At 42.1% G+C, this 23948-nt stretch carries 26 protein-coding genes and 1 other RNA gene; 5 read left to right on the forward strand and 22 right to left on the reverse strand.

The window, feature by feature from the left end:
* Nucleotides 1–31: 31 nt before the first annotated feature.
* From holB to FFM78_RS11090, 12 genes are all read right to left on the reverse strand, one after another.
* Entirely contained in the window at nt 32–1012 is a 981-nt protein-coding gene (gene holB / locus FFM78_RS11035; protein ID WP_223877059.1) for a DNA polymerase III subunit delta', read from the reverse strand.
* A 3-nt stretch (nt 1013–1015) separates the two neighbouring features.
* Complete coding sequence (gene darA / locus FFM78_RS11040) at nt 1016–1345, reverse strand: cyclic di-AMP receptor DarA (RefSeq protein WP_137638479.1); 330 nt, start codon at nt 1343–1345, stop codon at nt 1016–1018.
* Nucleotides 1346–1365: 20 nt separating this feature from the next.
* Nucleotides 1366–2013, reverse strand: a complete 648-nt coding sequence (gene tmk, locus FFM78_RS11045) for a dTMP kinase (protein ID WP_137638480.1) — start codon at nt 2011–2013, stop codon at nt 1366–1368.
* A gap of 158 nt (nt 2014–2171) precedes the next feature.
* Nucleotides 2172–2441, reverse strand: coding sequence for a YaaL family protein (locus FFM78_RS11050; protein WP_137638481.1), 270 nt, complete (start codon nt 2439–2441; stop codon nt 2172–2174).
* 50 nt (nt 2442–2491) lie between these two features.
* On the reverse strand, nt 2492–3088 hold the full coding sequence (gene recR, locus FFM78_RS11055; RefSeq protein WP_137638482.1) for a recombination mediator RecR: 597 nt from the start codon (nt 3086–3088) through the stop codon (nt 2492–2494).
* Nucleotides 3089–3150: 62 nt separating this feature from the next.
* Nucleotides 3151–3462 carry a YbaB/EbfC family nucleoid-associated protein gene (locus FFM78_RS11060; protein ID WP_137638483.1) on the reverse strand — a complete coding sequence of 104 codons (312 nt, stop codon included), beginning with the start codon at nt 3460–3462 and terminating at the stop codon, nt 3151–3153.
* A gap of 24 nt (nt 3463–3486) precedes the next feature.
* A complete protein-coding gene (gene dnaX, locus FFM78_RS11065) occupies nt 3487–5184 on the reverse strand; it encodes a DNA polymerase III subunit gamma/tau (RefSeq protein ID WP_306438925.1) in 1698 nt (565 codons plus the stop codon).
* A gap of 192 nt (nt 5185–5376) precedes the next feature.
* An RNA gene (gene ffs, locus FFM78_RS11070) (signal recognition particle sRNA small type) lies at nt 5377–5463 on the reverse strand.
* A gap of 41 nt (nt 5464–5504) precedes the next feature.
* Nucleotides 5505–6032 carry a tRNA adenosine(34) deaminase TadA gene (tadA, locus tag FFM78_RS11075; protein WP_137638485.1) on the reverse strand — a complete coding sequence of 176 codons (528 nt, stop codon included), beginning with the start codon at nt 6030–6032 and terminating at the stop codon, nt 5505–5507.
* 57 nt (nt 6033–6089) lie between these two features.
* Nucleotides 6090–6935, reverse strand: a complete 846-nt coding sequence (locus FFM78_RS11080) for an aldo/keto reductase (protein WP_137638486.1) — start codon at nt 6933–6935, stop codon at nt 6090–6092.
* A gap of 81 nt (nt 6936–7016) precedes the next feature.
* Nucleotides 7017–7370 (reverse strand): hypothetical protein, encoded by a 354-nt coding sequence (locus tag FFM78_RS11085; RefSeq protein ID WP_137638487.1) that lies wholly within the window; start codon nt 7368–7370, stop codon nt 7017–7019.
* A gap of 85 nt (nt 7371–7455) precedes the next feature.
* Nucleotides 7456–8055, reverse strand: a complete 600-nt coding sequence (locus tag FFM78_RS11090) for a class I SAM-dependent methyltransferase (RefSeq protein ID WP_137638488.1) — start codon at nt 8053–8055, stop codon at nt 7456–7458.
* 273 nt (nt 8056–8328) lie between these two features.
* Here FFM78_RS11090 and nrdH point away from each other — a divergent pair, with 273 nt between their 5' ends.
* From nrdH to nrdF, 3 genes are all read left to right on the forward strand, one after another.
* Nucleotides 8329–8556: a glutaredoxin-like protein NrdH gene (gene nrdH / locus FFM78_RS11095; protein WP_137638489.1), complete on the forward strand. Its 228-nt coding sequence runs from the start codon at nt 8329–8331 to the stop codon at nt 8554–8556.
* Nucleotides 8557–8700: 144 nt separating this feature from the next.
* A complete protein-coding gene (nrdE, locus tag FFM78_RS11100) occupies nt 8701–10872 on the forward strand; it encodes a class 1b ribonucleoside-diphosphate reductase subunit alpha (RefSeq protein ID WP_137638490.1) in 2172 nt (723 codons plus the stop codon).
* Nucleotides 10873–10944: 72 nt separating this feature from the next.
* The gene (gene nrdF / locus FFM78_RS11105) at nt 10945–11931 is read left to right on the forward strand and encodes a class 1b ribonucleoside-diphosphate reductase subunit beta (protein WP_137638491.1); all 987 of its coding nucleotides are present in this window, start codon (nt 10945–10947) and stop codon (nt 11929–11931) included.
* A 90-nt stretch (nt 11932–12021) separates the two neighbouring features.
* Here the strand turns inward: nrdF and FFM78_RS11110 are convergent, their stop codons facing one another.
* The 3 genes from FFM78_RS11110 to FFM78_RS11120 all read right to left on the reverse strand — a co-directional run bounded on the left by FFM78_RS11110 (nt 12022) and on the right by FFM78_RS11120 (nt 14106).
* Entirely contained in the window at nt 12022–12735 is a 714-nt protein-coding gene (locus FFM78_RS11110; RefSeq protein ID WP_137638492.1) for an adaptor protein MecA, read from the reverse strand.
* A gap of 102 nt (nt 12736–12837) precedes the next feature.
* Complete coding sequence (gene spxA, locus FFM78_RS11115) at nt 12838–13236, reverse strand: transcriptional regulator SpxA (protein WP_137638493.1); 399 nt, start codon at nt 13234–13236, stop codon at nt 12838–12840.
* Between the two features lie 129 nt (nt 13237–13365).
* Nucleotides 13366–14106: an MBL fold metallo-hydrolase gene (locus FFM78_RS11120; RefSeq protein ID WP_137638494.1), complete on the reverse strand. Its 741-nt coding sequence runs from the start codon at nt 14104–14106 to the stop codon at nt 13366–13368.
* Between the two features lie 196 nt (nt 14107–14302).
* Here FFM78_RS11120 and FFM78_RS11125 point away from each other — a divergent pair, with 196 nt between their 5' ends.
* Complete coding sequence (locus tag FFM78_RS11125) at nt 14303–14809, forward strand: antibiotic biosynthesis monooxygenase family protein (protein WP_137638495.1); 507 nt, start codon at nt 14303–14305, stop codon at nt 14807–14809.
* A 74-nt stretch (nt 14810–14883) separates the two neighbouring features.
* Here the strand turns inward: FFM78_RS11125 and nrdG are convergent, their stop codons facing one another.
* From nrdG to FFM78_RS11145, 4 genes are all read right to left on the reverse strand, one after another.
* Nucleotides 14884–15462, reverse strand: a complete 579-nt coding sequence (gene nrdG, locus FFM78_RS11130; protein WP_137638496.1) for an anaerobic ribonucleoside-triphosphate reductase activating protein — start codon at nt 15460–15462, stop codon at nt 14884–14886.
* 5 nt (nt 15463–15467) lie between these two features.
* The gene (nrdD, locus tag FFM78_RS11135) at nt 15468–17687 is read right to left on the reverse strand and encodes an anaerobic ribonucleoside-triphosphate reductase (protein WP_137638497.1); all 2220 of its coding nucleotides are present in this window, start codon (nt 17685–17687) and stop codon (nt 15468–15470) included.
* A gap of 235 nt (nt 17688–17922) precedes the next feature.
* Nucleotides 17923–19956, reverse strand: coding sequence for a heavy metal translocating P-type ATPase (locus tag FFM78_RS11140; protein ID WP_137638498.1), 2034 nt, complete (start codon nt 19954–19956; stop codon nt 17923–17925).
* Between the two features lie 46 nt (nt 19957–20002).
* Nucleotides 20003–20455: a CopY/TcrY family copper transport repressor gene (locus FFM78_RS11145; protein ID WP_137638499.1), complete on the reverse strand. Its 453-nt coding sequence runs from the start codon at nt 20453–20455 to the stop codon at nt 20003–20005.
* Nucleotides 20456–20604: 149 nt separating this feature from the next.
* Between FFM78_RS11145 and FFM78_RS11150 the strand changes: the two genes are divergently transcribed.
* Nucleotides 20605–20811: a hypothetical protein gene (locus FFM78_RS11150; protein WP_137638500.1), complete on the forward strand. Its 207-nt coding sequence runs from the start codon at nt 20605–20607 to the stop codon at nt 20809–20811.
* Nucleotides 20812–20947: 136 nt separating this feature from the next.
* Here the strand turns inward: FFM78_RS11150 and FFM78_RS11155 are convergent, their stop codons facing one another.
* From FFM78_RS11155 to FFM78_RS11165, 3 genes are all read right to left on the reverse strand, one after another.
* Nucleotides 20948–22576 carry an LPXTG cell wall anchor domain-containing protein gene (locus tag FFM78_RS11155; RefSeq protein ID WP_137638501.1) on the reverse strand — a complete coding sequence of 543 codons (1629 nt, stop codon included), beginning with the start codon at nt 22574–22576 and terminating at the stop codon, nt 20948–20950.
* A gap of 261 nt (nt 22577–22837) precedes the next feature.
* Entirely contained in the window at nt 22838–23125 is a 288-nt protein-coding gene (locus FFM78_RS11160) for a hypothetical protein (protein ID WP_137638502.1), read from the reverse strand.
* Nucleotides 23126–23354: 229 nt separating this feature from the next.
* Complete coding sequence (locus tag FFM78_RS11165; RefSeq protein WP_137638503.1) at nt 23355–23873, reverse strand: hypothetical protein; 519 nt, start codon at nt 23871–23873, stop codon at nt 23355–23357.
* Between the last annotated feature and the right edge of the window lie 75 nt (nt 23874–23948).

Genomic DNA, 23948 nt, shown 5'->3' on the forward strand with positions numbered 1-23948 from the left:
CTCACCCCTACCGCTTCTTTCAAAGTTTAACTCAGGCCAAAAGTTGTAAAGTCAAACGTTCCAACGTATTTTGAAAACTAACATTTGCGGTCAAATATTTCTGTGCTGCTAAGGCCGCCTCCATTTGTTGTAATAATTGTTCACTAGTCATTTGTTCAGCCCACGCACTTAATTGTGCTTTTTCATTGGGGAAACTCAAATCCTGCTCCCGGTCAAAATATAACGCTAAAATATCCTGTAACAACAGTAAAATCAAGGCGAGGGCCTCATTTTGCACAGCACGCTCCTTAGCTGCAGGAACTAAATTAGCTTGCACATCCACAAAGGCCACGGCGTTTTTAGCCTGGACATGGCTAAACCATTGCCAAACCGTTTGCCGTAATGGCCCAAACCAATCACTGGCCAACCAAGCCTGTGCAGTCACCAAACTGTTGGTCAAACGGACTAATAGTGCTGCATCTTCAGTGCTGATGCCTGCACCCGTTAATTGAGCAACCAGCTGTGGTCGCGGTAAACGCGCAAACTCAATGATCTGCAAACGCGAAAGAATCGTTGGTAAGATTTGATTTTTACTGCTGGTCGTTAAAATCAAATAAGTTTGCGGGGCCGGCTCTTCAAGAAACTTCAATAAACCGTTGGCAGCACTGACCGTCATTTTATCAGCGGCTTGAATAATGAACACACGCTGATTCGTTTCCATACCACTTTTAGTCAACTCTTGCTTAAGAAAACGAATCTGTTCGATTTTCAAACTTTGTCCCGCCGGTGCTACTTTGACCACATCGGGATGATTACCACTGAGAATGCGCTGACACTCACTACAAGTACCATCCGGCATACCGGCAACTACGTGGGTACAAAATAGGCGTAATGCGATCCACGTTGCTAATTCGCTTTTCCCAGTTCCCGCGTCACCACTAAATAAATAGCCTTGACTTAATTGGTGGCGGGCAATAACGCTTTTAAACAGTTCAACTAACTGTGGCTGCAGATCCTCGATCGTCAATGTCATCCCCTAAAATTGATGAAACTGCTCGACAGGTAGGACAAAAACTGTCGCCCCACCTACTTGAACTTCAACGGGATAAGTACTTTCGCCGCCAACCGTATTATCAAGGCTAACCGGTGGGGTCATGAATTGCTCCCGAGTATGGGAAGTATCCTTGATCAGTTTTAACACTTCAGCCACCCGCTCATCAGCAATACCAATAATAAAAGTGGTATTGCCGGCTTTTAAAAAGCCGCCGGTCGTCGATAATTTAGTAGCTTGAATGTTAGCATCAACAAACTCAGCACTTAGCCGATTACTATCCTTATCTTGTACGATTGCAAAAATCATTTTCATTTTAGTCCGCCCCCTTAAAATTATAGCTCATTAAACCAAGTCGGGTAAGTTTGCGTGATCACCTGTTGGCAAGCAGCCACCACCGTAGTCGGTGCCTGCGTAGCATCAATCGTTTTAATTCTTTGCGGATCAGCAGCGGCCAAGGCCAAATACTCACCGCGTACTTTTTGATGAAAAGACAAAGCTTCTTGATCCAACCGATCATTTTGGGTCTGCCGGTGAGCAGCAATTCGCTGCAACCCAACAGCTGAAGGCACATCTAAATATAAAGTGAGATCTGGCGTCAATAATTCAGTGGCAAACTCATTCATTTTACCGACGGCAGCGACACCGATTCCGCGCCCAGCACCTTGGTAGGCTAATGAACTATCCACAAAGCGATCGCATAATACCATTTTTCCAGCCGCCAATGCTGGTCGAATCTTTTCAGTAATGTGTTGCCGCCGGGCCGCTGCGTATAATAATGCTTCAGTTCGTTTATCCATGGCCGTATTTTTAGGATCAAGAATAATCCGCCGAATGGCCTCCGAAATTGGATTGCCGCCTGGCTCACGGGTAGTGATGATCGTTTGGCGAGCGCGCTGTTGTAGACGCGGTAATAACGCCGTTAAGGCACTCGTTTTACCAGCACCATCTGGGCCTTCAAATGTAATTAATAAACCAGCCACACTGATTCCTCTATTTCTATTCGTGCACAACGCACGTTAGCTTTAACTTTACTTTTATTCTACTGTAAGTGACGGTTGCTGTCTAATTAGATTTTATGGATCTGTATAAAAAAAGCCACAACATAAACGCGTTATGTTTGCAGCTTCAATACTTTTGGTTATTCTAAAAAATCATGTTCACTGCGGGCCGCTCCCGGCATGATCCGATCACCCTTGGTTCCCCGAATACGCGCCTCATGATAAAGAAATAAATATTTAGCGCGTGCTAATTGCGCCTGCGAAATTAATTCTTCATCGGCATCATCAATGGAAATAACGGTCTCTTTAGCCCGATTCCAATCATTCATCGCTTCATAAATCGCGCTTAACAATTTTTCATCATAGCTTTTTTGTAGTTTAGAACGTTGATCATGATTACGCTTAAACATCCAAATACCTCTTTCCATTGCGGCAAATTAATTCAGATCAAATTAGCAATTTACATTTCTTGCCGACCTTCAACAGCTTTAAGTAGCGTCATTTCATCCGCATACTCAATATCACTACCCACTGATAAACCATGTGCTAACCGAGTCACTTTGATCCCTGCTGGTTTGATCAACCGAGATAAATAAGTTGCGGTTGCTTCACCTTCTGGTGTTGCGTTAGTTGCTACGATCACTTCTTTGATCACATCATTTTGTAATCTTTTTAGCAGGCTAGCAATATTAATATCTTCAGGACCCTTACCTTCGATCGGCGATAAAACACCTTGTAAAACGTGGTATAGGCCATGATATTCATGCATGCGTTCCATGGTCATAATATCTTTAGGTCCCTCAACCACTAAAACAGTGCTTTGATCACGACTTTTATCGGCGCAGATCAAACATGGATCTTCTTCCGTAATATTCCCGCAAATGCTGCAATAATGCAAATCACGTTGGGCGGCGATCAGCGCTTTAGCAAAGTCAGTAACGTCATCTTGTTGCATATCGATCGTATAAAAAGCTAAACGTGTCGCAGTTTTACTACCGATCCCCGGCAACTTCATATAACTTTCAATCAATTTTGCAATTGGTTCCGGATATTGCATAGTAACGTTCCTTCCCATAACTTAGGATGTGCTTAGAAAAGTATTTAAACGCTGGCCCCTGACTACATCCCAGGTAAGCCGCGCGTGTATTGCCCCATTTTTTGTTCAGTTTCATGATCGACTTTAGTCAAAGCATTATTGACTGCCATAATAATGAGATCCTGTAGCATATCTGGATCATCGGGATCGATTGCTTCTGCTTTAATTTGTAGATCCTTCATTTGCTTATCACCACTGAAAGTGGCAATCACCGCGTCATCACTGGCAGCACCTGTAAACTCCTGTGCATTTAATTCTTCTTGCGCCTGAGCCATTTCTTTTTGCATCTTCTTCATTTGTTTCATCATACCTTGCATATTCCCGCCACGCATCATTTTTAAATCAATCCTTTCATTTTCTTAATCATTTTTGATTTCAATATGTTCGCTACCAAATAAAGCCGCCGCTTGACTGATCACCGGCGCTGCTTGCGCAGAAGACGGGGGCGTCGCAGTGTGGGCCTTTTCTTGCCGATGTTGCTGAATATACGCTTTGCGCACTTGGGGCCACTCGTCTTGAGGCACAAAAATGATCTTAGGCGTATACCCAACTAAGCGGTCCAATCCATTTTCAAGCGCATCAACCATTGATTGGTTGTTATTAGCACGATCAAGTAAGAAATCACTGTCAAAGGAGACCACCACACCATCATGACTGGCAGCAACCGGCTTCGAAGCGTGCATCAGCGCACGATGTTGTACCGTTAGCATCTGCAATAATTCCGTCCAGACTGATTTTAATTGCTGCAGACTAGCTTTAGTGGCGTGGTCAAGTACAGGATAAATCGCTGCCACATTAGTATGCTGGTTACTACTACGCCGCGGTTTAGCCACCATCGCCGGCGCAGTCGAAGTCGTTGGGCCATCATTAATCCGTAAATTAGCCAGTTGCTGTTGCAAATTTTTTAATTCTTGTTGCATCTGACTAAACTCAGCAGTTGCTTCTGGTGCCGCCGGTGCCGGTACTGACGTCCTATTTGATTGGCAAAGCTTAACGGTCGCAACCTCCAAATAAATATCGGGATGGTTGGTAAAACGTAGTTGCTGCTGACTATCATTCAACACATCAATTGCCTGATAAAGATCAGTTGCGGCAAAGGCCTGGCTCAACTGCTTAAATTGATCATCAATATCACCAAGTTCAATTTTTTCTACCATTTCTGGGGCTTGTTGATAAAGCAGTAGATCACGACTATATTCAATTAAATCTTCAATAAAGCGACCAGCATCTTTACCAGCCGCTAAAACTTGTTGCAGGATCTCTAATCCTTTAGGGGTATCTTGTGCCTGAATAGCTTGCATATAGTCAGCAAGTAATTGTTGAGCGGCACTGCCAGTGACCTGCAACGCGTTTTCTAAAGTCACATGATTATCACTAAAGGACAGAACTTGATCCAACACGCTTAACGCATCGCGCATCCCACCTTCCGCCGCTTTAGCAATCGTTTTTAAAGCCGCCGCTTCAAAAGTGATCCCTTTCTCTTGCAAAATATAGCTCATGCGCTGATAGATGGCCTGTGCGGAAATGCGCTGAAAATCAAACCGTTGGGTTCGTGAAATGATCGTTAACGGTACCTTATGCGGTTCCGTTGTTGCTAAAATAAAAACAACGTGGCTCGGCGGTTCCTCTAAAGTCTTCAGCAAAGCATTAAAAGCTCCAGTCGATAACATATGCACTTCATCAATAATATAAACCTTGTATTGCGCACTGGTTGGTGCGTATTTCGCTTTATCCCGGATATCACGAATTTCATCAACGCCATTGTTCGAGGCCGCATCAATTTCGATCACGTCATTTAAGGTCCCAGCAGTGATTGCCTGACAAGATGAACAGTGATTACAAGGTTCGCCGTCTTTTAGATTAGGACAGTTGATCGCCTTAGCCAGGATCTTTGCCGCTGAGGTTTTCCCCGTTCCCCGGGGCCCAGTAAAAAGATAAGCATGGCTAGTTTGGTGTGCCTCTAGTGCGTTACGCAGTGTTTGTGTGATCGTCTCTTGCCCAACAATATCGGCAAATCGTTGTGGCCGCCAAACGCGGTATAATGCTTGATAAGCCAACCCCATGCTTCCTTTCTCTATGAATACATTTTTAAACCCATCTTGTTGCAATCCATTAATTAAATGTTGTTTACTATCACATTTTAATTATCGATGTGTAATTTGATGAATCGATCAACGAACATAAATACTGACTTAACTGCCAAAATAAAAGCTCTTAGTCTAGGTCAACTAAGAGCTGTCTCAATTCAAATAAACAAAAGGCACATGACGTATCCTACTTAGTGCTGCTTTCTTCCGAACCTGACACGATTCGTAAGCACATCATTGCCTTAAGGCCTTGCGGCAATACTAATTATATTAGACCTAGCCCAAAAAAGCTAGTCCTTTACGTCATCTTCTGTTAATTTTTTCTGAGCGGCCTGTTTAGCTGCTTTACGCTGGGCACGAATCGACCGAAAAAAAGTTTGCAATTGGGTTTGTGCTTCAGTAGCTAGAACACCGGCCTCAACATCAGCCTGATGATTGAAGCGTTGATCGGTCACTAAATTCATCAATGTCCCCACGGTACCTGCCTTAGGATCGGCTGCCCCATAATAAACTGCCGCGATACGGGAATTAATAATTGCGCCGCTACACATTGGACAAGGCTCTAAGGTCACAAAAATTGCCGCATCTTCTAACCGCCAACTTTTTACATTTAAACAAGCCTCTTGAATCGCTAAAATTTCTGCGTGCATCGTTGCGTCTTGGGTATGTTCGCGCAAATTATGACCACGCCCAATGATTTTACCGGCTTGCACGATCACTGCCCCGATCGGCACCTCCCCGATTTGGGCAGCCGATTGCGCCTCAAATAGGGCTTCGCGCATATAACGTTCTTTTTCTGCGGCCGAAAATTGTTCCATTAACTCACTCCTTGTCACACTTATCTCTCAGTTTAGCATAGCTCAGTTCAGAAAAACCTAAATAATTGCTAAAGGTTGCTTCCGTGTTGGTGCGGGGAATTCACGATCCAACGCCGCCAATTCTGCTGGCGTTAAACTAATTTCGGCTGCCGCAATATTAGCCTGCATATGGTGCCAATCGCTGGTCTGCGGAATTGCCAATAAGCCAGGCTGGTGCAAAACCCACGCAAGTAACAATTGATGCGTGCTCAACTGATGAGTCGCCGCAATCGCTTTGACGGTAGCATTATTAGTCAAATACCCACGCACGTCACCTTGCGCTACCGGCGAATAAGCAATAAAAGGAATCTGGCGCTGTTGTTGCCAAGGTAATACATCAAATTCAACACCACGTTCACCTAAATTATATAGATCCTCGTTAGCAGCTAAATATGGGGCGCCATTTAATTGTTGCAATTCTAACAGATCCACTTGATCAAAGTTAGAAACGCCCCAATGACGAATTTTACCCGCCTGTTGTAATTCCATTAAACCGGCTACCGTTTCACTTAACGGTACACCACCGCGCCAATGCAACAAATATAGGTCCAAATAATCCGTTCCTAGCCGCTGTAAACTAGCCGTTAGACTTTGCCGCATCCGTTTTTTAGTCGCATTTTGTGGATAAAACTTTGAAATTAAAAACAACTTTTCACGTTGATAAGGTTGAATGGCCTCACCGACTAAAGATTCTGAACGGCCTGCACCATACATTTCGGCAGTGTCGATCACCGTCAAACCGTGGTCAAGCCCGTAACGCAGGGCTTGTAATTCGGCTGGCCGCTGCTGTGGCTGCTCGCCCATGTGCCAAGTCCCGATCCCTAATGCAGGCACACTAGTTGTTTGAAATTTAATTTGTTGCATTTCGATCGCCTCGTAGCTTAAATTACTATTGTCAGGAAAATAGTTACAATTATTAGCCAAATAAATAGGCACCCGGCCTATTTAATCTTCACTCGCATTATCTTGCCGCTTAGTCATGTAACTAGTCAACAAATCACGAAGCTCATGGGCTTTACCTTGAATATCATCTGAATATTGACCGACACGCTGCCGAACATCACCAAATTTATCCGCCGCTTGCAGTAAACGCGTAATATCTTCATCATCTAGGTGATCGACAAAGTCTAACACCCGCTGACTACCATTTAAATTATCCTTAACATAAGTTTTGATCCGATTACGATTCTTATAACTTTGTAATTTGTCCATTAATGCATCCGCTGCCAAATAGGCACCAGCCGCAGCCACTGTCGCTGTAACGCCAATACCCAGTAAAAGTTTATGCCCTGTTTTCATCAGTAAAGCCTCCTAGCTATTTAGTCTAACTACTATAGGTACATTCTAACACAGCAAGGCCGCTCCCCGCAGTGATCAGCCTCAGTCATTTACGACTTTGCAAAATAAAATAGCCTTTGTTTTTTGCTAAAACCGTGACATTGCCGAATACTTCGTTCATTTTCTGCTGTGCCGACGGGGCGCCTTGTTTTTTCTGGATCACTACAGTTAAAACACCACCTGCTAGCAAATGATCGAAGGCCCCACTTAAAATACCGTGAACGACCTTTTTACCGGCGCGAATCGGTGGATTGGTTAAAATTGCGGCGTACTGATCTTTGACGGCCGCATATTGATCAGATGTAAAGATCGTAACGTTACTGAGCTGATTGCGTTGTGCATTTTCCTGCGCTAAACTCAGCGCTAACTCGTTGACATCCACTAGATCAACGTGTCGCTGCGGTTGTTCCTTAGCCAAGGTCAAACCAATTGGCCCGTAACCTGCGCCAACATCCAACAATGGACCTGCTGGAACCGTTGCAAAGTCAAACGTGGCCAACAAAGTTCGGGTGCCAAAGTCAACGGTTCGTTTGGAGAAAACGCCATTATCGGTCACAAAAGTCATGGCCTGCCCCCGCAGATTAAAGTCCCATTCTTGTTGATCATGAATTACATCTGGATTTTTCGAATAATAATAATTTGTCAAAACTAATTTCCTTTCCGAAAGCGCGGTGTCACTATCATTGACTCGATCAAAACTGCTTAACGCTGTAAAAATTTCTCCCGTACGCATTTTTTTATGTTAAACTTATTTTAACAGAAAAATTATGGCAAACAATCACACACTATATTTTGTAGCTTGTAAATATTACAAACACAAAATGTAGTGTTTTTTCGTTGATTTTTTGTTAGTGACCCATTATACTGTGAACATGAACTTAAATATTATTTGTTGATTATCAAAGAAGGATTGAGCGTAATGAATAACTTAACTGTCTATACAAAAAACGGCTGTGTCCAATGCCGGATGACTGAACGTTTTTTAAAAGAACATAATATTCCTTTTACTGAACACAATATTGATCAAGAGCCTGAATATATTAATTATTTAAAGGAAAAAGGCTACCAAGCAACGCCGGTAGTTGAGGCCAAAAACTTAAGTTTCTTTGGCTTCCGTCCCGATCAATTGCGGCAATTAGCGGTTTAATACCGATTTGGTAAGCTTTGCTGGCACATGATCAAGCACGCCTAGTTATTGACTAGGTAATCTTTGATCATGTGCTTTTCATTTTCACTGAAACACCTTATCCACTTAATCATTGTACCAATATTATAGAAAGCAGGGATTTATTTGTCTTTAAAAACCATTGATACGCAAAATGTGACCTATTATGCGTTAAACAATCAAATCAACATTCCCGTTGATGGCCAAATTCCATTGAACAAGGATCAAGAAGCTTTACAGGCCTTCCTGGATGAAAATGTTAAGCCTAATACAAAAACTTTTCCTAGCTTTGAAGCCCGCTTAAATTATTTACGTGACCACAAGTATCTAGAAACTGATTTTCTAGACAAATACACCTTGTCCTTCATGGAAAGCCTGCATGCTGACCTAGCTGCGGCTAACTTCCATTTTAAATCATTTATGGCCGCCTATAAATTCTACGCGCAATACGCATTAAAAACCGACGATAATGCTTATTACTTAGAAAGCTTTGCCGACCGGGTTTTGTTTAATGCCCTATATTTTGCTGACGGTGATGAACAAGTCGCCCGCGATATTGCTAACGAAATGATCCATCAACGCTACCAACCGGCAACACCAAGCTTTTTGAACGCCGGACGTGCACGCCGTGGTGAATTAGTTTCGTGTTTCCTATTACAAACAACTGACGATATGAATGCTATCGGCCGGACGATCAATTCTGCTTTACAACTTTCACGAATCGGTGGCGGCGTTGGGATCACTTTAACCAACTTACGCGGCGCTGGTGATCCGATCAAACACGTAGAAGGCGCAGCCTCTGGAGTTTTACCGGTTATGAAGCTACTGGAAGACTCGTTCAGCTATTCTAATCAGCTCGGTCAGCGGCAAGGTGCTGGTGTCGTTTATTTAAACGTTTTTCATCCCGATATCATTGCTTTTCTAGGTGCTAAAAAGGAAAACGCTGATGAAAAATACCGGCTCAAAACATTGTCACTAGGAGTCGTGGTTCCCGATAAGTTTTATGAATTAGCCCGGCAAAATGCTGACATGTACTTATTTAGTCCTTATGACGTTGAACGTGTTTATGGTAAACCCTTCTCCTATGTCGATATCACGGCTGAATACGATAAAATGGTTGCTAATCCTGCGATCCATCACAAACAGATCAAGGCCCGTGATCTGGAAAATGAAATCAGCAAGCTACAACAGGAATCTGGCTATCCATACATTGTCAACGTTGATACCGCTAATCGAGCTAACCCGATCGCCGGTAAAATCATTATGAGTAATCTGTGCTCTGAAGTCTTGCAGGTTCAACGCCCATCGACCATCAATAACGAACAAGGTTATGATAAATTAGGTACAGATATCAGTTGTAATTTAGGCTCGACTAACATTCCTAATTTAATGCACTCTCCAGATTTTGGACATTCAATTGAAACAATGGTCCGTGCATTGACCTTCGTCACTGATCATTCTAATATCGACGTTGTGCCCTCAGTTCAACACGGTAATCACCAAGCCCATACCATCGGCTTAGGGGCCATGGGGTTGCATAGTTACTTTGCCAAAGAACATATGATGTACGGTGATCAAGCCAGTCTAGATTTTACCAACATTTACTTTATGTTGCTTAATTATTGGACGCTAAAGGCTTCCAATGAAATTGCCCGCGAACGACAAACTACTTTCGTTAACTTTGAGCAGAGTAAATACGCTGACGGTAGTTATTTTGATCAATATATCAACCAAACTTGGCAACCTGAAACAGCTAAAGTCAAGGCCTTGTTCAAAGACATCTTCATCCCTAGCCAAGCGGACTGGCAGGCCTTAAAAGTTGACGTGATGCGGGACGGCCTTTATCATCAAAATCGCCTAGCCGTTGCCCCTAATGGTTCAATTTCTTATATTAACGACACATCAGCTAGTTTACAGCCGATCGTCAATCGAATCGAAGACCGCCAAGAAAAGAAGATCGGCACGATCTACTATCCAGCGCCTTATTTGTCTAATGACACTATGCCTTACTACACATCGGCCTATGATATGGATATGCGCCACGTCATCGACATTTACGCTACCGCACAGCAACACGTGGACCAAGGCATGAGTATGACTTTGTTTATGCGTTCAACCATTCCTGAAGGTTTATATGAATGGAAAAACGGTGATACCGCTAAAATGACCACGCGTGATCTAAACATTTTGCGCAACTACGCTTACAACAAAGGAATCAAATCAATTTACTATATTCGCACCTACACCGATGATGCTGATGAGATTGGCTCCAACGCCTGCGAAAGTTGTGTTATTTAGCCCAAAAGTGCCGCTTTAAAATTTTACTCACAGCGTTAAAATATTAAAGGTTCATTTGAAAGGAAGAAAAAAATGGCAGCAAAAAATTACGATGCAATTAACTGGAATGCGGTTTCTGACGCAATCGATAAAGCAACATGGGAAAAATTGACTGAGCAATTCTGGTTAGACACCCGCATCCCGGTCTCAAATGACCTGGATGACTGGCGTACCCTAGACGATACGCATCAATGGCTAGTAGGCCACGTTTTTGGCGGCCTAACCTTGCTGGACACATTGCAGTCGCAGGATGGCCTAGCTGCATTACGCCAAGATGTTCGTACGCCCCACGAAACGGCCGTTTTAAATAATATTCAGTTCATGGAATCCGTTCATGCTAAAAGTTATTCGACTATTTTCTCCACTTTGAACACTGATGCCGAAATCACGGAGATCTTCCAGTGGAGTGATAGCGAAGAATACTTGCAAAATAAGGCACAATGGATCAATGCTATTTACCATAACGAAACTGATCCATTAAAGAAAAAAGTCGCTAATGTTTTCTTGGAAACTTGCCTCTTTTATTCTGGTTTTTACACGCCCCTCTATTATTTAGGAAACAATAAATTAGCCAACGTTGCCGAGATCATCAAGTTGATTTTGCGGGATGAATCTGTTCATGGCACCTACATTGGCTACAAGTTCCAATTAGGTTTCAATCAATTAGGTCAAAATGAACAACAGGCAATGCAAGATTGGTTATTTGATTTCCTTTACAAGCTCTATGCCAATGAAGAAAAGTATACCCATTTACTTTATGACCAAGTTGGTTGGACGGAACAAGTTCTAACTTTTATCCGTTATAACGCTAATAAAGCGTTAATGAACCTTGGTCAAAATCCACTGTTTCCAGATACTGAAAGTGACGTTAACCCTATCGTTATGAACGGAATTTCAACTTCAACGGCAAACCACGATTTCTTCTCCCAAGTTGGTAATGGCTACCGCTTAGGTGAAGTCGAAGCAATGCAAGATAGTGACTATAATGTTGGCGCGCCAAAAGAACCAAAGGCTAAATAACACCACACAAAAAGAGACTGAATCTAGATAGATTCAGTCTCTTTTTGTGCCAATAAAAAACGGCGCTAACACTAGCACCGTTTTTGGGCTTTATTTGAAATAAAAGCGCAGTAATTCTAAAGCCGATTTTTCCATCAATTGCTTACCGTATTCGGATAAAACATCCGGCGTCACGTTGGTCTGATTTGCATATTCCAAAGCAATCGCTAACTCATCCTTGATCGATTCTTCAGAGGTTTCATTAACAAAGAAAATCAAATGTAAATAAAAAGCGTCCTTGTAGCGATACAAGTTAGAAACTGCGCCATCTAAACGTAAGATTTTGGCCAATTGAACAACATCTTCGAAACTTTGCAATTGCAAGACAACTTCACGGGTTGGCGTGTCAGGATCATTCAAGTAAGTACTAAAATCAGTGTCATCATCAGTAGTGTCTGCTGTTGCTGATTTTAAAGTTGTCTTACGCTGCTTGCCCTTATCGTCACTACCTAATAATTGCTGCTTAATGAAATCTGAAACTTCATCAGTGTCAGCAGTGAAATCGTCATTACCTTGTTCATCTGTTGGTGCATTCTTACTAATAAATAACTCCAAGCCATTCTTATTCGGCAATACCTGGAAGGTTACAGCGTCATTAGCTTGGAATTGATGATCAGTATCAACTTCCTCAAGGATTGAGTAAAAGAAATTTTCAATTTGTTTATGATTTCCTAGCAAATCGAGCACCGTGATGCCCCGCTCGGATAAATCTTCATTTTCCAATAAAACACGAATTGTATTATCGTTAATTCGTTCCATTTCCATGATTGTTGCACCCCGCTTTTCTAATTCAGGTACATCTCTACAAATACATTGTACCTGAAATTAGGTGATTGTAAAGCAAGGTACTCTATTTTTTAGCAACAATTAAACGCCAGCACGCATTTTGATCATACGTAACTCTAAAGCACGAACCTTGCGTGGTAAAAAGCGGCGAATTTCATCTTCATTGAAACCAACTTGGAGGCGTTTTTCGTCAATAACGATCGGTCGCCGTACCAAGCCAGGATGTTGTTGAATCAAGGCAAATAGACTGCGTAGCGATAGGCTATCTAAATCGATATGCAGATCCTGAAAAGTTTTCGAACGAGTCGAAATAATCTCCTCAGTGCCGCTCTCAGTCATGCGCAAGATTTCTTTTATTTCTGGAATCGTCAACGGTTCAGCAAAAATGTTACGTTCAATGAAGGGAATATCGTGTTCTCTCAGCCACGCACGAGCCTTACGGCAGGAGGTACAACTTGGTGAAGTGTATAATATAACCATTTTTATCATCCTTTCCGCATTAATAAATACTCGTGGGTGTCAAATACCTACAAGATTATTGTAAACGTTTTAGATGATTTAGTCTATAGTAATTTAATATTATTTAACTATTTATGATAAGTCTCACACTTAAATTGTAAGCTGCAAGTCCTTTTGGGCCAAAACAACGGGAATTGTTGGCCCAGCCGCCGTCGCCGTTTCCTGACGTAACTGTTCCAAATCAGTATCCTGTGGTAAATGACTGATCAATAGCTTTTTAACCCCTGCATCCTTTGCTAATAAGCCTGATTGAGTCGACGTCATATGCATAATAGTCCCTGTCTTGCTTTTTAAAAAATTTGTATCGGTTAACAGCAGATCGGCATGCCGCGCAAACTGTGGTAGTTGATCAAAATAAGCTGTATCTGCGGTGTATACCAACACTTTACCTGTTGCCCGCTCGACAATGCGAACTGCATAGGCCGGTACTGGATGGACCGTTGGTAAAAAAGTAATATCAAAGGGGCCTAAGGTCGTTTTACGTTGCGGTTGATAAGCAATACCAGTAGTGATGCCTTGCATCGTCAAAGCAGCAAAATGAAGTGGATCAGCTGTATGTCCATAAATCGGTAATTGTGACTCTTTTTTTGCACCTTGATGTAATTGCCAATAGTACTGCAACACACCAACATCTGCGATATGATCGTAATGATAATGGGATAATAACACCGCGTCCAATTGTAACGGATCTAGGTGCTGTTGTAGGCTCAATAAAGCCCCACTGCCACAATCCAATAATAAATTAAACGTTGCTGTTTGTACTAAATAAGCACTAGTTCCCACATTTTGATACGGGTAACCTCCGTATATACCTAGAACGGTTAATTTCATTCGCAAAACCCACTTTCTGAAATATATTTGGTGCCTTCAGTATAACAGGTTCGCCGCTTAATTGACCAACCCAATGGCGATAAAGATTCAAGCTGTAACAACTTTTAAATGACCACAACTTCCTGATACCACTAGTAACCAAATTGCGTTATGCTATAGGTGTAAGGAAAGAAAATTTGGTAAAGGGGTGTATATCATGATTCGTAAAATAATTTCAACTTTTGGCTCACAAAGCGTTTTAGCCAAATATTTAGATCGTGAACCACAGCGGCAGTTACTGCTATTGAAGCCTGCAGAAACAGAAAGTGACTTTCAATTACTCGATCTTTCTGATCAACCAACCACATTTAATACACCTATTCGTTACGATGTCCGTTATCATAGTGGTAACAATAATTTGACGGGCTTTTTCAGCTTCATGTATTTAACCTTTTCATCTAATGATGAGGCTAAGGTTTTTTTAGCCCAATTTGATGACTTAGCTAAACAAGCAGATCACTTTATTGGCCTTAATGATTTATTTTTGCTGCGCCGGGCAACAGGCCAAACCGAATACGTTATTTTCTCAACCTGGCAACGTGATGCGGATTTCTTCAATTGGCGTAACTCAACCGACTTCGAGCGTATGAAACCCTATCTGCAGGCTGGCCTTCATGTACAACAAGTGCACCAAGCTAATTATATTTTGGCTCAACAAGCCTAAGCAGTTAAACGCCATTTACCAACAAAAAGATGTGTGCGCTAGTATTGAACTAACGCACACATCTTTTTTCGATTCTATTTGATCAAATTAGCCCATAGCACTACTTTACCGCTCGCTAATGATCTAGGAACATCAATGATCCGTTGATTAGCGCTACCCCGAAACTGTAGCGTTAGATCCTTTTGCGCTAGGATAAATCGCCCATCAACTAAAATATCCAATTCACGTAGCAAGGCTAATTTATCAGGTGTTTCTTGTTGTAATTCATCCCAAGTATAGCCAGTCCATGACCAAACATCCTTAGTATGACCAAATTCAGCGCGTAGCCGGCGCACTAATTTTAAACACACTTGTGTATTCAAAAACGGCTCACCACCTAGTAAGGTCAGACCCTGAACGTAAGGCTGCGCCAAATCAGTTATGATCTGATCTTCTAATTCTTGGCTATAAACCGGCCCGTAATTAAAATTCTGGGCGATTTTATTGTAACAACCAGGGCAAGCAAACTTACACCCGGAAACATATAAACTGTTACGAACGCCTTCACCATCAACAAAGTTAAAGGGCTTATAATCGGCAATATGCAGCTGGCTAAGTTGTGCTGCTTGCCATTCCTGGGGTTTAGGGTTGTTAGGTAATTTTTCCGTGATCATACCTCCTATTGCCGTGCCTGTGTTGTTTGATCATTGCCTAAAACCATATGCTTGACCCGCGCCGCAATTTCTTTATGCCGGCCGAAAACCATTGGCCGCTGGAGCGGATTACCTAAGTAACCACAAGTCCGTTTGACAACATCGCAGGTCTGCGGGTTATGGTTACCACATTGTGGGCATTCAAAACCACGTTCAGTAGGCTTGAAGTCACCTTTAAAGCCGCATTCAAAACACTGATCGATTGGGGTATTAGTTCCTAAATAAGCCACGCGATCATACGCATAATCCCAAACTGCTTCTAAGGCCTTCGGATTCTGCTTTAAATTAGGATATTCACAATAATGAATAAAGCCACCGGCACTATATTTAGGATAATCTTTTTCAAAATCTAATTTTTCAAATGGTGTTGGTGCTTTACGGACATCATAATGGAAACTGTTTGTATAATAATCTTTGTCAGTTACATCCTTGACCTTACCAAATTTCTTTAAATCAGCTTGGCAGAACGTGTTGGTTAAGCTTTCTGCGGGGGTACCATATACACTAAAATGATAACCATATTGGTTTTCCCAAGCTTGACAGTTGTCCGCCAAAGTCTTGACGATCTCAATGGTAAAGGCCTTAGCTTCTGGATTATGTTCCCAAGCATGGCCATAGAAAACCGCACCGACTTCATATAATCCAATATAACCTAAAGAAACTGTCGCGCGACTATTTTTAAATAACTCATCAACTGAATCTTCAGGTTTCAGGCGCTTGCCAAAGGCTCCATGCTCATACAAAATCGGCGCATTTTCTGGTTCGGCTTGTTTAGCCCGTTCGACTTTGAAGACCAAAGCATCCTTGCAGATCTGCAAGCGTTCTTTCAGGATCGCCCAAAACTTGTCTTTATTACCAGCGGATTCCAACGCTATTCGCGGTAAATTCAAGGTGACCACACCTAAATTCATACGGCCGGAATTAACTTCTTTACCATTTTCATCCTTCCAACCTTGAACAAAGCTGCGACAACCCATCGGTGCTTTAAATGAGCCAGTGATCTCAACTAATTTATCGTACATTAAAACATCTGGATACATCCGCTTAGTCGCACATTCGATTGCAAGTTGCTTAATATCATAATTAGGCTCACCAGGATTTAAATTCAGTCCCCGCTTGATACTAAATACTAATTTAGGGAAAATCGCGGTCCGATGTTCTTTGCCTAATCCTTTGATCCGAATCTTTAAAATTGAACGTTGAATTTCTTGTTCGATCCAACTCGTTCCTAAACCAAACCCTAACGTTGTAAAGGGCGTTTGGCCTTGGGAAGAATATAATGTATTGATTTCATATTCCAATGCCTGCATGGCGTCATAAATATCTTTTTTTGTTTTACTTTTCGCGAATTCATGTTGCTTGGCATCGCCATCGATCCATTCTTGGGCGTCATGCAAATGCTTATCGTAATTAAGCTGTGCAAATGGTGCTAACAGTTCGTCCACACGGTCAGCGGAACAGCCACCATATTGTGATGAAGCAACGTTAGCAATGATCTGCGCCATTTGCGCCGTTGCTGTCTGAATGGAATGCGGGCTTTCAACTTCAGCATTACCAATTTTAAAACCATTCGTCAGCATTTCTTTGAAATCAATCAGGCAACAATTGGTCATTGGACTATAAGGCTGATAGTCAAGGTCATGCCAATGAATGTCGCCTTTCAAATGCGCATTGGCCACATGCGGAGGCAACATTTTCAAGCCCATTGCTTTCGCAACTGTTCCAGCAGTCAGATCACGCTGCGTATTGAAAACCTTACTATCTTTATTGGCGTTTTCATGAACGATCGTGGCGTCTTTTTTCATCAACTTCTGAATTGTAAAGTTGATATCCGTTGCTTGATTGCGCGCAAAATCACGCCGAGTACGGTAATTAATATATTCTTCTGCTAAATCATATTGATGTTCACTTAACAATACATGTTCCACAATATTTTGAATTTCATAAATTTTAACTGCGGCGGTGAACCGTTGCTGAACTTCAGCGACAACTTTATGTGTGATCATTTCAATTTTTTGATTGATCAACGGATCTAATTCGCCGTGAATATGTCGTTCTGCCTTGACCAAGGCTTGATAAATTTTATCCGCAGTAAAAGTAACATGTCGGCCGTCACGTTTAATCACTTGATTAACTTTTTGAGTGGTCTTATTTTCAGTTGTAGTCTTTGTTTGTGTTTCTAACATACTTTCAACACCCTTTCACAATGTGAAGCTGGTAACTATACTGTTCATCTTAACCGGTTCTAGAACGCAAATCAATATATAGGGATTAAATTAATTAAATATTCCATTTGACAACTATATATAGTGTGTGTTAATAAGAAAACAGCTTTAAATTTCAAGCAAAAATAAAAAAAGTAGCGTCAAAAGTATGAAAAAATTGCCTTTGACACTACTTAATTGTGAACATTATATTAATTTATTTTACTTTTAAGGTCAGTGCATTAATGGCAACAACGATCGTTGACAATGACATCAATACTGCCCCTACAGCAGGGCTTAAAATCAATCCAAGCGGCGCCAAAATTCCGGCCGCAAGGGGTAAGGCCATAATATTATAACCTGCACCCCACCAAAGATTCTGGACCATTTTTTTCATTGTTTGCCGCGCTAACTGTAAAAAATTAACCACATCAGCCGGATCACTGCGAACCAACACAACATCGGCCGAATCGATGGCAACATCCGTCCCCGCCCCAATGGCCACACCAATTTCTGCCGCGGCTAAACTAGGTGCATCGTTGACCCCATCGCCGACCATTAAGACATGCCGACCTTGGGCCTGATATTTGGCCACTAATTGTGTTTTGTCCTCCGGCAAAAGTTGCGCGTGAAAATCAACTAAGCCTAATTGCTGAGCGACAGTAGCCGCTGCCTGTTGATTGTCACCGGTTAACATAACTGGTTGAATTCCTTGGGCCTTTAATTGTTGAATAAAGGCTGCAGCGTTCGGTTTGACCTGATCACCTTGCGCTACCAAGCCTAACACCTGTTGGTCACTTATTAAAAAACTGATCGAATTACCTTGGGCGGCCAATTGCTGGTAGGTGGCTTGTTCATAGGCCATTGCATGTTGGGTCAAATAAGTGGCTGTAACAATCGCATAATCGGTGTGCCCCACTTGCCCCTGTAAACCAACACCAGATAATTGTTTGACTTGCTGAGCCGCTGGTATGGTTAGCTGTTGTTGCTGAGCCGCATTTAAAATACCGACCGCCAAGGGATGACTTGCATTAGCTTCCAAAGCCGCTAAAATCATTAATATGTCAGCCTGCGTTTTATCGGTAAAGCTCACCACAGCATTAACTTTAAAATTGCCTTCCGTCAAAGTCCCGGTTTTATCCATTACAACCGTGTCGATTTGTTGAGCCACTTCTAATGCATTGCGGTTGCGTAATAATAAACCATGAGTGGCACCTAAGGCCGTGCTCCGGGCAACAACTAAAGGAATTGCTAATCCTAACGCGTGTGGACAAGCAATGACTAAAACCGTCACCGTTCGTTCAAGTGCTGTATTCAATCCACTAATAGCTAACCACACAATAAACGTCACGATACCAATACTGGTGGCCGCATAAAATAACCACCCAGCCACTTTATCCGCTAAATTTTCTGCCTGGGATTTCTGCTGTTGTGCCTGTTCAACTAATTTCATAACTTGACTTAGGTAACCCGTTTCACCGGTACCCGTCACTTGAACAGTTAAATTACCTTCACCGTTGACCGCACCACCGATCACAGACATGCCCACTTTTTTCTGTACTAATTTGGCTTCACCTGTAACTAAAGCCTCATTAACTGCCGATTCACCAGCAACAATTTGACCATCCGCCGGAATTTTTTCGCCGGCTTTGACCACAACTAATTGGCCCGTCTGCAGCTGTGCTAACGCAATATCCGCTAGTGACCCATCGGCTTGTTGAACGTGGGCCTGTCCTGGTAGTAACGCCGCCATTTTTTCGACGGCACTGCCAGCACTGCTGATTGCGTTCATTTCCACCCAGTGGCCTAACAACATAATCGTGATCAAGGTGGCTAATTCCCAAAAGAAGTCCATCTGATGAGGGACTGTAGGCAAAAAGTGATTGGCAATAAACGCCCATAAGCTGTAGCCATAAGCAACCGAAATACCTAAAGCGATCAAAGTCATCATTGCAGGCTTATGCTGAGCCAATTCCATTTGTGCACCCTGTAAAAAAGGTTTACCACCATAAATAAACAGAAAAGTGGCCAACACCAAAACCAACCAATCGGACCCAGTAAAAGTAAATTGGAATGGTAAATGTAACCCCATCATCGGTGTCAATAAAATAATTGGAATCGTTAAAACTAATGACAGCCAAAATTTTTGCTTTAAATTTCCCATATGCATCATATGCCCACCGTGCATCATCGTATCACCAGACATATTGTCCATCTCATGCTTCATATCCTCATGCTGCTTAATTGCCATCGGCGCGCCTCCTTTGTAAGTTTAATTATGCTTAATAAAAATATAACTAGCAGTTACATTCACCAGCTGCGCACTGACAATCACCTGGTAAACAATTACACGCCACTTCTGTAGGCGCCGTTTTTTGTTTTTCTTGCAAGGCCGTGACCAACGCAGCAATGTCGGCCTGGCTCAGCGTTGTATCCTGAACCATTTTTAACAACGTTTTACCCACCTTATGGGCGCACAATTGATCAATAAAAACCTGACTTGCTGTGTCCATCGCTTGCTGTTCCGAAATAACCGGTCGGTACAAATAACGCTTACCATCACGTTCGGTTGCCAAGGCCCCTTTTTTAACTAAGCGCCCAACTAAAGTTTTCACTGTGGCCGCCTTCCACGCCATTTTCTTTGCTAAAACTTCGCTGACCGTTTGGCTGCTAACTTGACCTAAAGTCCACGTCACTCGCATCACTTGCCATTCGGCTGCTGAAATATTTACCGCTGTACTAACTTCCATTTTTACACACCTTTCATTTACAAATGTAATTCATATTTTAAGTTTACATTTGTAAACGGTAATTGTCAACCAGTAAACTTGCTCAAGCTAAAAATGTAAATTAGTGGTATAATTAATTAGTGTATATCACCAAAAATGAGGTGAAAAATGTGATTACCATCGTAACTAAGGACGGCAAGCAGCACAGTTTCGCCGATGCAACTCAAGTCGTTGTTATGTCCAAAACTGGTTCAAACGCATATCCACTAGACAAGTTTCTTGATGTCAAGGAACCACGGCGCTATATTTTATTTCACGACACCACCCTACTATTCGGTGTCAACACTAATGATATCGAATCCATTAACGCAGAGTAAATAAAAAATAAGCCCCCTAACTAACAAAGTTAAGGAGGCTTATTTTTTTACAAAAAACCACGAAGCTGGGAAACTCCGTGGTTTATCTACCAAAATAAATGGCGTCCTACTATTTAAAACTCTATGGTTAACTTGATTAGAATTCACGTTTCCGTGATTTAACGCCAGCCATACCAAACAATGCGCCCATAACACTTAATACACCAACGGCGGCTAAGTTTTCGTTATTTGCTTCACCTGTTTGTGGCAAAGCAACGGTTGCATTCTTTGTAGCTCTATACTCAGCACGGGTCACCGTAGCAGCTGTTTTAACCGCTTTAGTTGCAACCGTAGTAACAGCGGCCGCAGCGGCTTTAGTAACATCACCCTCGGCTTTAGTGGTTGTTGTCGTAGCAGCGGTATCATCAGTAACAGTAACGTTACCAGGCGTTTTGGTATTGGTGTCAGTAGTTGTCTGACCACCATTATCAACTTCTGGTGTTGAAGGATCAGTTGTTTCCGTAGTAGCATCGGCCTTAGCAGCGGCTAAAGCGGCTTCGGCAGCAGAAACGGCTTTCGTCGCAGCAGTCAATTCAGCCTGAGCATCGATCACACTTTGCTTAGCGGTAGCTAAATCACTGTTTGCTTTTTCGGCAACCTCTTCAGCAGCAGCAAAGGTCTTCAATGCTTGATTATATGAAGCCAGTGAATCAGCAGCGTTGGCTTTAGCATCAGCTAAAGCGCTTTGTGCTTTCTGCAATGCAGCGTTTGCTGCATTAACGGTTGCTAAGCCACTGTTTTCTTTAGCCTGCGCAAGTGCTAATTGACCTTGAGCTTTAGCCAAATTAGACTGAGCAACTGAAGATTCTTGTGCTGCAGTCTTATATGCAGTCGCAGCATCTAAGCCAGCTTGTTGTACATTTGCTAACTTAGTTTGAGCCGCTACCTGATTTTGAACAGCCTGATTATATTGACGTAATGCTTCAGCAGCACTCAATTGGTTAGGATTAGTCCCTTGGTAGGCCTTTTCAGCTGCCGTAACTGCTGCATTGGCTTGATCTAAAGCCGCGTTTGCAGCTACATAAGCATTTTGTGCAGCATCGACATCAGCATTAACCGTACTGAAAACAGCATTGGCATTAGCATAAGCTTTTTCAGCTTCATCTACTGCGGCATTTGCTTTATCGTACAAAGCAACTTTTTCAGTATAAACTTGTTCGTCGGCCGTAACTTCTGCATTAAGGTTGGCAATCTTCTTATTTGCAACAACATAAGCTACTTGAGCCGAAGTAACCGCTGCATTGGCTTGATCAAGCTTTGTTTGGGCAGTTAACTTTTGTTCAGTTGTAGTTGCTGCATTTACCTCAGCATCCGCTGCATTTTGTGCTTCTTTCGCCTTAGCGTAAGTTGCTGAAGCATATTCACGATCAGCATAAGCATTAGTTTGTTCAGCTTTTGCAGTAGTCAACGCATTTTCTGCACCAGTCATTTGGTCATAGGCTGCCTGTTGATCTGCTTTAGCACCGTTGAGAACAGTCGTTGCTTGACTTAAGTTTTCAGAATCAGCGGTTTGTTCAGCTTTAACGTTTGTCAAATCTTTAGCAGCTTGGTTAACTTGTTCAGAAGCATCATTTTGCGCCTCTTTAGCAGTATTTAAGTTGTTGATCGAATCAACCGTTGTTTTAGCATTATCTGTCGCGGTAACTGTGTTATGATAATTATTCTGTGCATCCAAAATTTGATTATGGAATTGATCATTTGCTACTAGATTACCATTTTCATCCAAAGAACCATATTGATTTAAGTCTTCTTTAGCAGCGGCAGTGTTAGCATCTGCAGTGTCCTTGCGCTGTTCTGCATTTTCAACTGCGGTGGTAGCACCAACTGTTTCCTGATGTAATTGTCCTTGCGCATTGTTGGCATCAGTAACAGCCTGTTGGGCATCATCAGTTGTTGCTTGTGCATCAACAACTTTAGAGGTGTCTTTGTCGGCAGCAGTTTTAGCAGCATCAACACTGTCCTTAGCAGCATCAACGGTGGTCTGTGCTTAGTTAGCCGTATTAGTGTCGTTAGCAACCGTTTGATTGGCATTGTCAACCTTGTTTTGTGCAACAGCTTGATCAACCTTGGCATCCGTAACATCTTGTTGAGCTTCATCAACAGTTGGTGTTGCTGTCTTGGCGTCAGTTTCTTGGCTTTGATTGTCAGCAGCGTTATCAGTTGTTGCAGCTTTAACCGTTTGCTGATTGTTAGCAAGGTTTGCCCCAAACGCCAGCGTCCCAGTAACTGCTGCGGCGGTAACTAATTTAGCTACCTGTTTATTCGCTTTAACCATAGAAAAATTCCTCCCAAAAAAATAATGTGATAACATTAGCGAGCACGTAAAAATAAAGTTATAAATAGATAAACTTTTTATATTACACGGTTAGTATAATAGAGCAGCCATCAAAAAGTCAACTTTGTTTCACTTAGTATTCATACTTTTATCACACTTTTTTACAATCAATCTTTGAGAAAAACGCTAAAAGAATACGGTTTCATAAAAAATTACAAAAAAAAGAAATTTAATAAATTTGATCAAATTTTCCGTCTAAATGAACTTGAAAATCATGTGTTTGTTGCAATTTTCCCGCGACATTTTGGTAACCCCCCACTTCATAAACAAAACTAGAATTTGCGTCGCGTGTGGTTTGAATAAAGCGATATTCATCAACATCAGTCAATGGCGTTGTCCGCGCATAGTATCCTTTAACGATTTTTACAGCTCTCTTATTGTTCAAAGCGGCCTTAGTTGTCTTTTTTGCTGAAGCTTTTTTTGTCGTTACAGTTACTTTTTTTAGCTTATTTTTACTGGTATGACCAATTTTCGAACTTGTTTTGGTCATCGCAGTATTGGTTGCATTAGTTGTATATTTAGGCAGCACTCGATCGTAACCGATCAAAGCAATCAAGCCTAAAACGTTCACGACCAGTAGCCAGCGCGTAACGATCACTACCTGGTGTTGCTTACGCTTGCGTCGATGCGGACTGGTAATTTTCGTTACCCGTACATAACTAATACGTGTGGTGCTAGTTTGTAACATTTAGAAATTTAACAAAAAAGTCCAACCCAGTTAGACTCATAAGTGACAAAACTTAAAAGGAGTAATAACTGTGTT

Source organism: Loigolactobacillus binensis, assembly GCF_005405165.1.
Lineage (GTDB): Bacteria > Bacillota > Bacilli > Lactobacillales > Lactobacillaceae > Loigolactobacillus > Loigolactobacillus binensis.

Bases quoted from the DNA above. Each gene is read 5' to 3' on its own strand.
- spxA (WP_137638493.1), bottom strand. From the start codon at position 13,236: ATGGTTATATTATACACTTCACCAAGTTGTACCTCCTGCCGTAAGGCT.
- holB (WP_223877059.1), bottom strand. From the start codon at position 1,012: ATGACATTGACGATCGAGGATCTGCAGCCACAGTTAGTTGAACTGTTT.
- FFM78_RS11110 (WP_137638492.1), bottom strand. From the start codon at position 12,735: ATGGAAATGGAACGAATTAACGATAATACAATTCGTGTTTTATTGGAA.
- FFM78_RS11160 (WP_137638502.1), bottom strand. From the start codon at position 23,125: ATGGTTAAAGCGAATAAACAGGTAGCTAAATTAGTTACCGCCGCAGCA.
- darA (WP_137638479.1), bottom strand. From the start codon at position 1,345: ATGAAAATGATTTTTGCAATCGTACAAGATAAGGATAGTAATCGGCTA.
- FFM78_RS11085 (WP_137638487.1), bottom strand. From the start codon at position 7,370: ATGAAAACAGGGCATAAACTTTTACTGGGTATTGGCGTTACAGCGACA.
- recR (WP_137638482.1), bottom strand. From the start codon at position 3,088: ATGCAATATCCGGAACCAATTGCAAAATTGATTGAAAGTTATATGAAG.
- FFM78_RS11145 (WP_137638499.1), bottom strand. From the start codon at position 20,455: ATGGAAGTTAGTACAGCGGTAAATATTTCAGCAGCCGAATGGCAAGTG.
- FFM78_RS11050 (WP_137638481.1), bottom strand. From the start codon at position 2,441: ATGTTTAAGCGTAATCATGATCAACGTTCTAAACTACAAAAAAGCTAT.
- FFM78_RS11165 (WP_137638503.1), bottom strand. From the start codon at position 23,873: ATGTTACAAACTAGCACCACACGTATTAGTTATGTACGGGTAACGAAA.
- FFM78_RS11060 (WP_137638483.1), bottom strand. From the start codon at position 3,462: ATGATGCGTGGCGGGAATATGCAAGGTATGATGAAACAAATGAAGAAG.
- FFM78_RS11120 (WP_137638494.1), bottom strand. From the start codon at position 14,106: ATGAAATTAACCGTTCTAGGTATATACGGAGGTTACCCGTATCAAAAT.
- nrdH (WP_137638489.1), top strand. From the start codon at position 8,329: ATGAATAACTTAACTGTCTATACAAAAAACGGCTGTGTCCAATGCCGG.
- nrdG (WP_137638496.1), bottom strand. From the start codon at position 15,462: ATGATCACGGAAAAATTACCTAACAACCCTAAACCCCAGGAATGGCAA.
- tadA (WP_137638485.1), bottom strand. From the start codon at position 6,032: ATGGAACAATTTTCGGCCGCAGAAAAAGAACGTTATATGCGCGAAGCC.
- nrdD (WP_137638497.1), bottom strand. From the start codon at position 17,687: ATGTTAGAAACACAAACAAAGACTACAACTGAAAATAAGACCACTCAA.
- FFM78_RS11125 (WP_137638495.1), top strand. From the start codon at position 14,303: ATGATTCGTAAAATAATTTCAACTTTTGGCTCACAAAGCGTTTTAGCC.
- FFM78_RS11140 (WP_137638498.1), bottom strand. From the start codon at position 19,956: ATGGCAATTAAGCAGCATGAGGATATGAAGCATGAGATGGACAATATG.
- nrdF (WP_137638491.1), top strand. From the start codon at position 10,945: ATGGCAGCAAAAAATTACGATGCAATTAACTGGAATGCGGTTTCTGAC.
- FFM78_RS11080 (WP_137638486.1), bottom strand. From the start codon at position 6,935: ATGCAACAAATTAAATTTCAAACAACTAGTGTGCCTGCATTAGGGATC.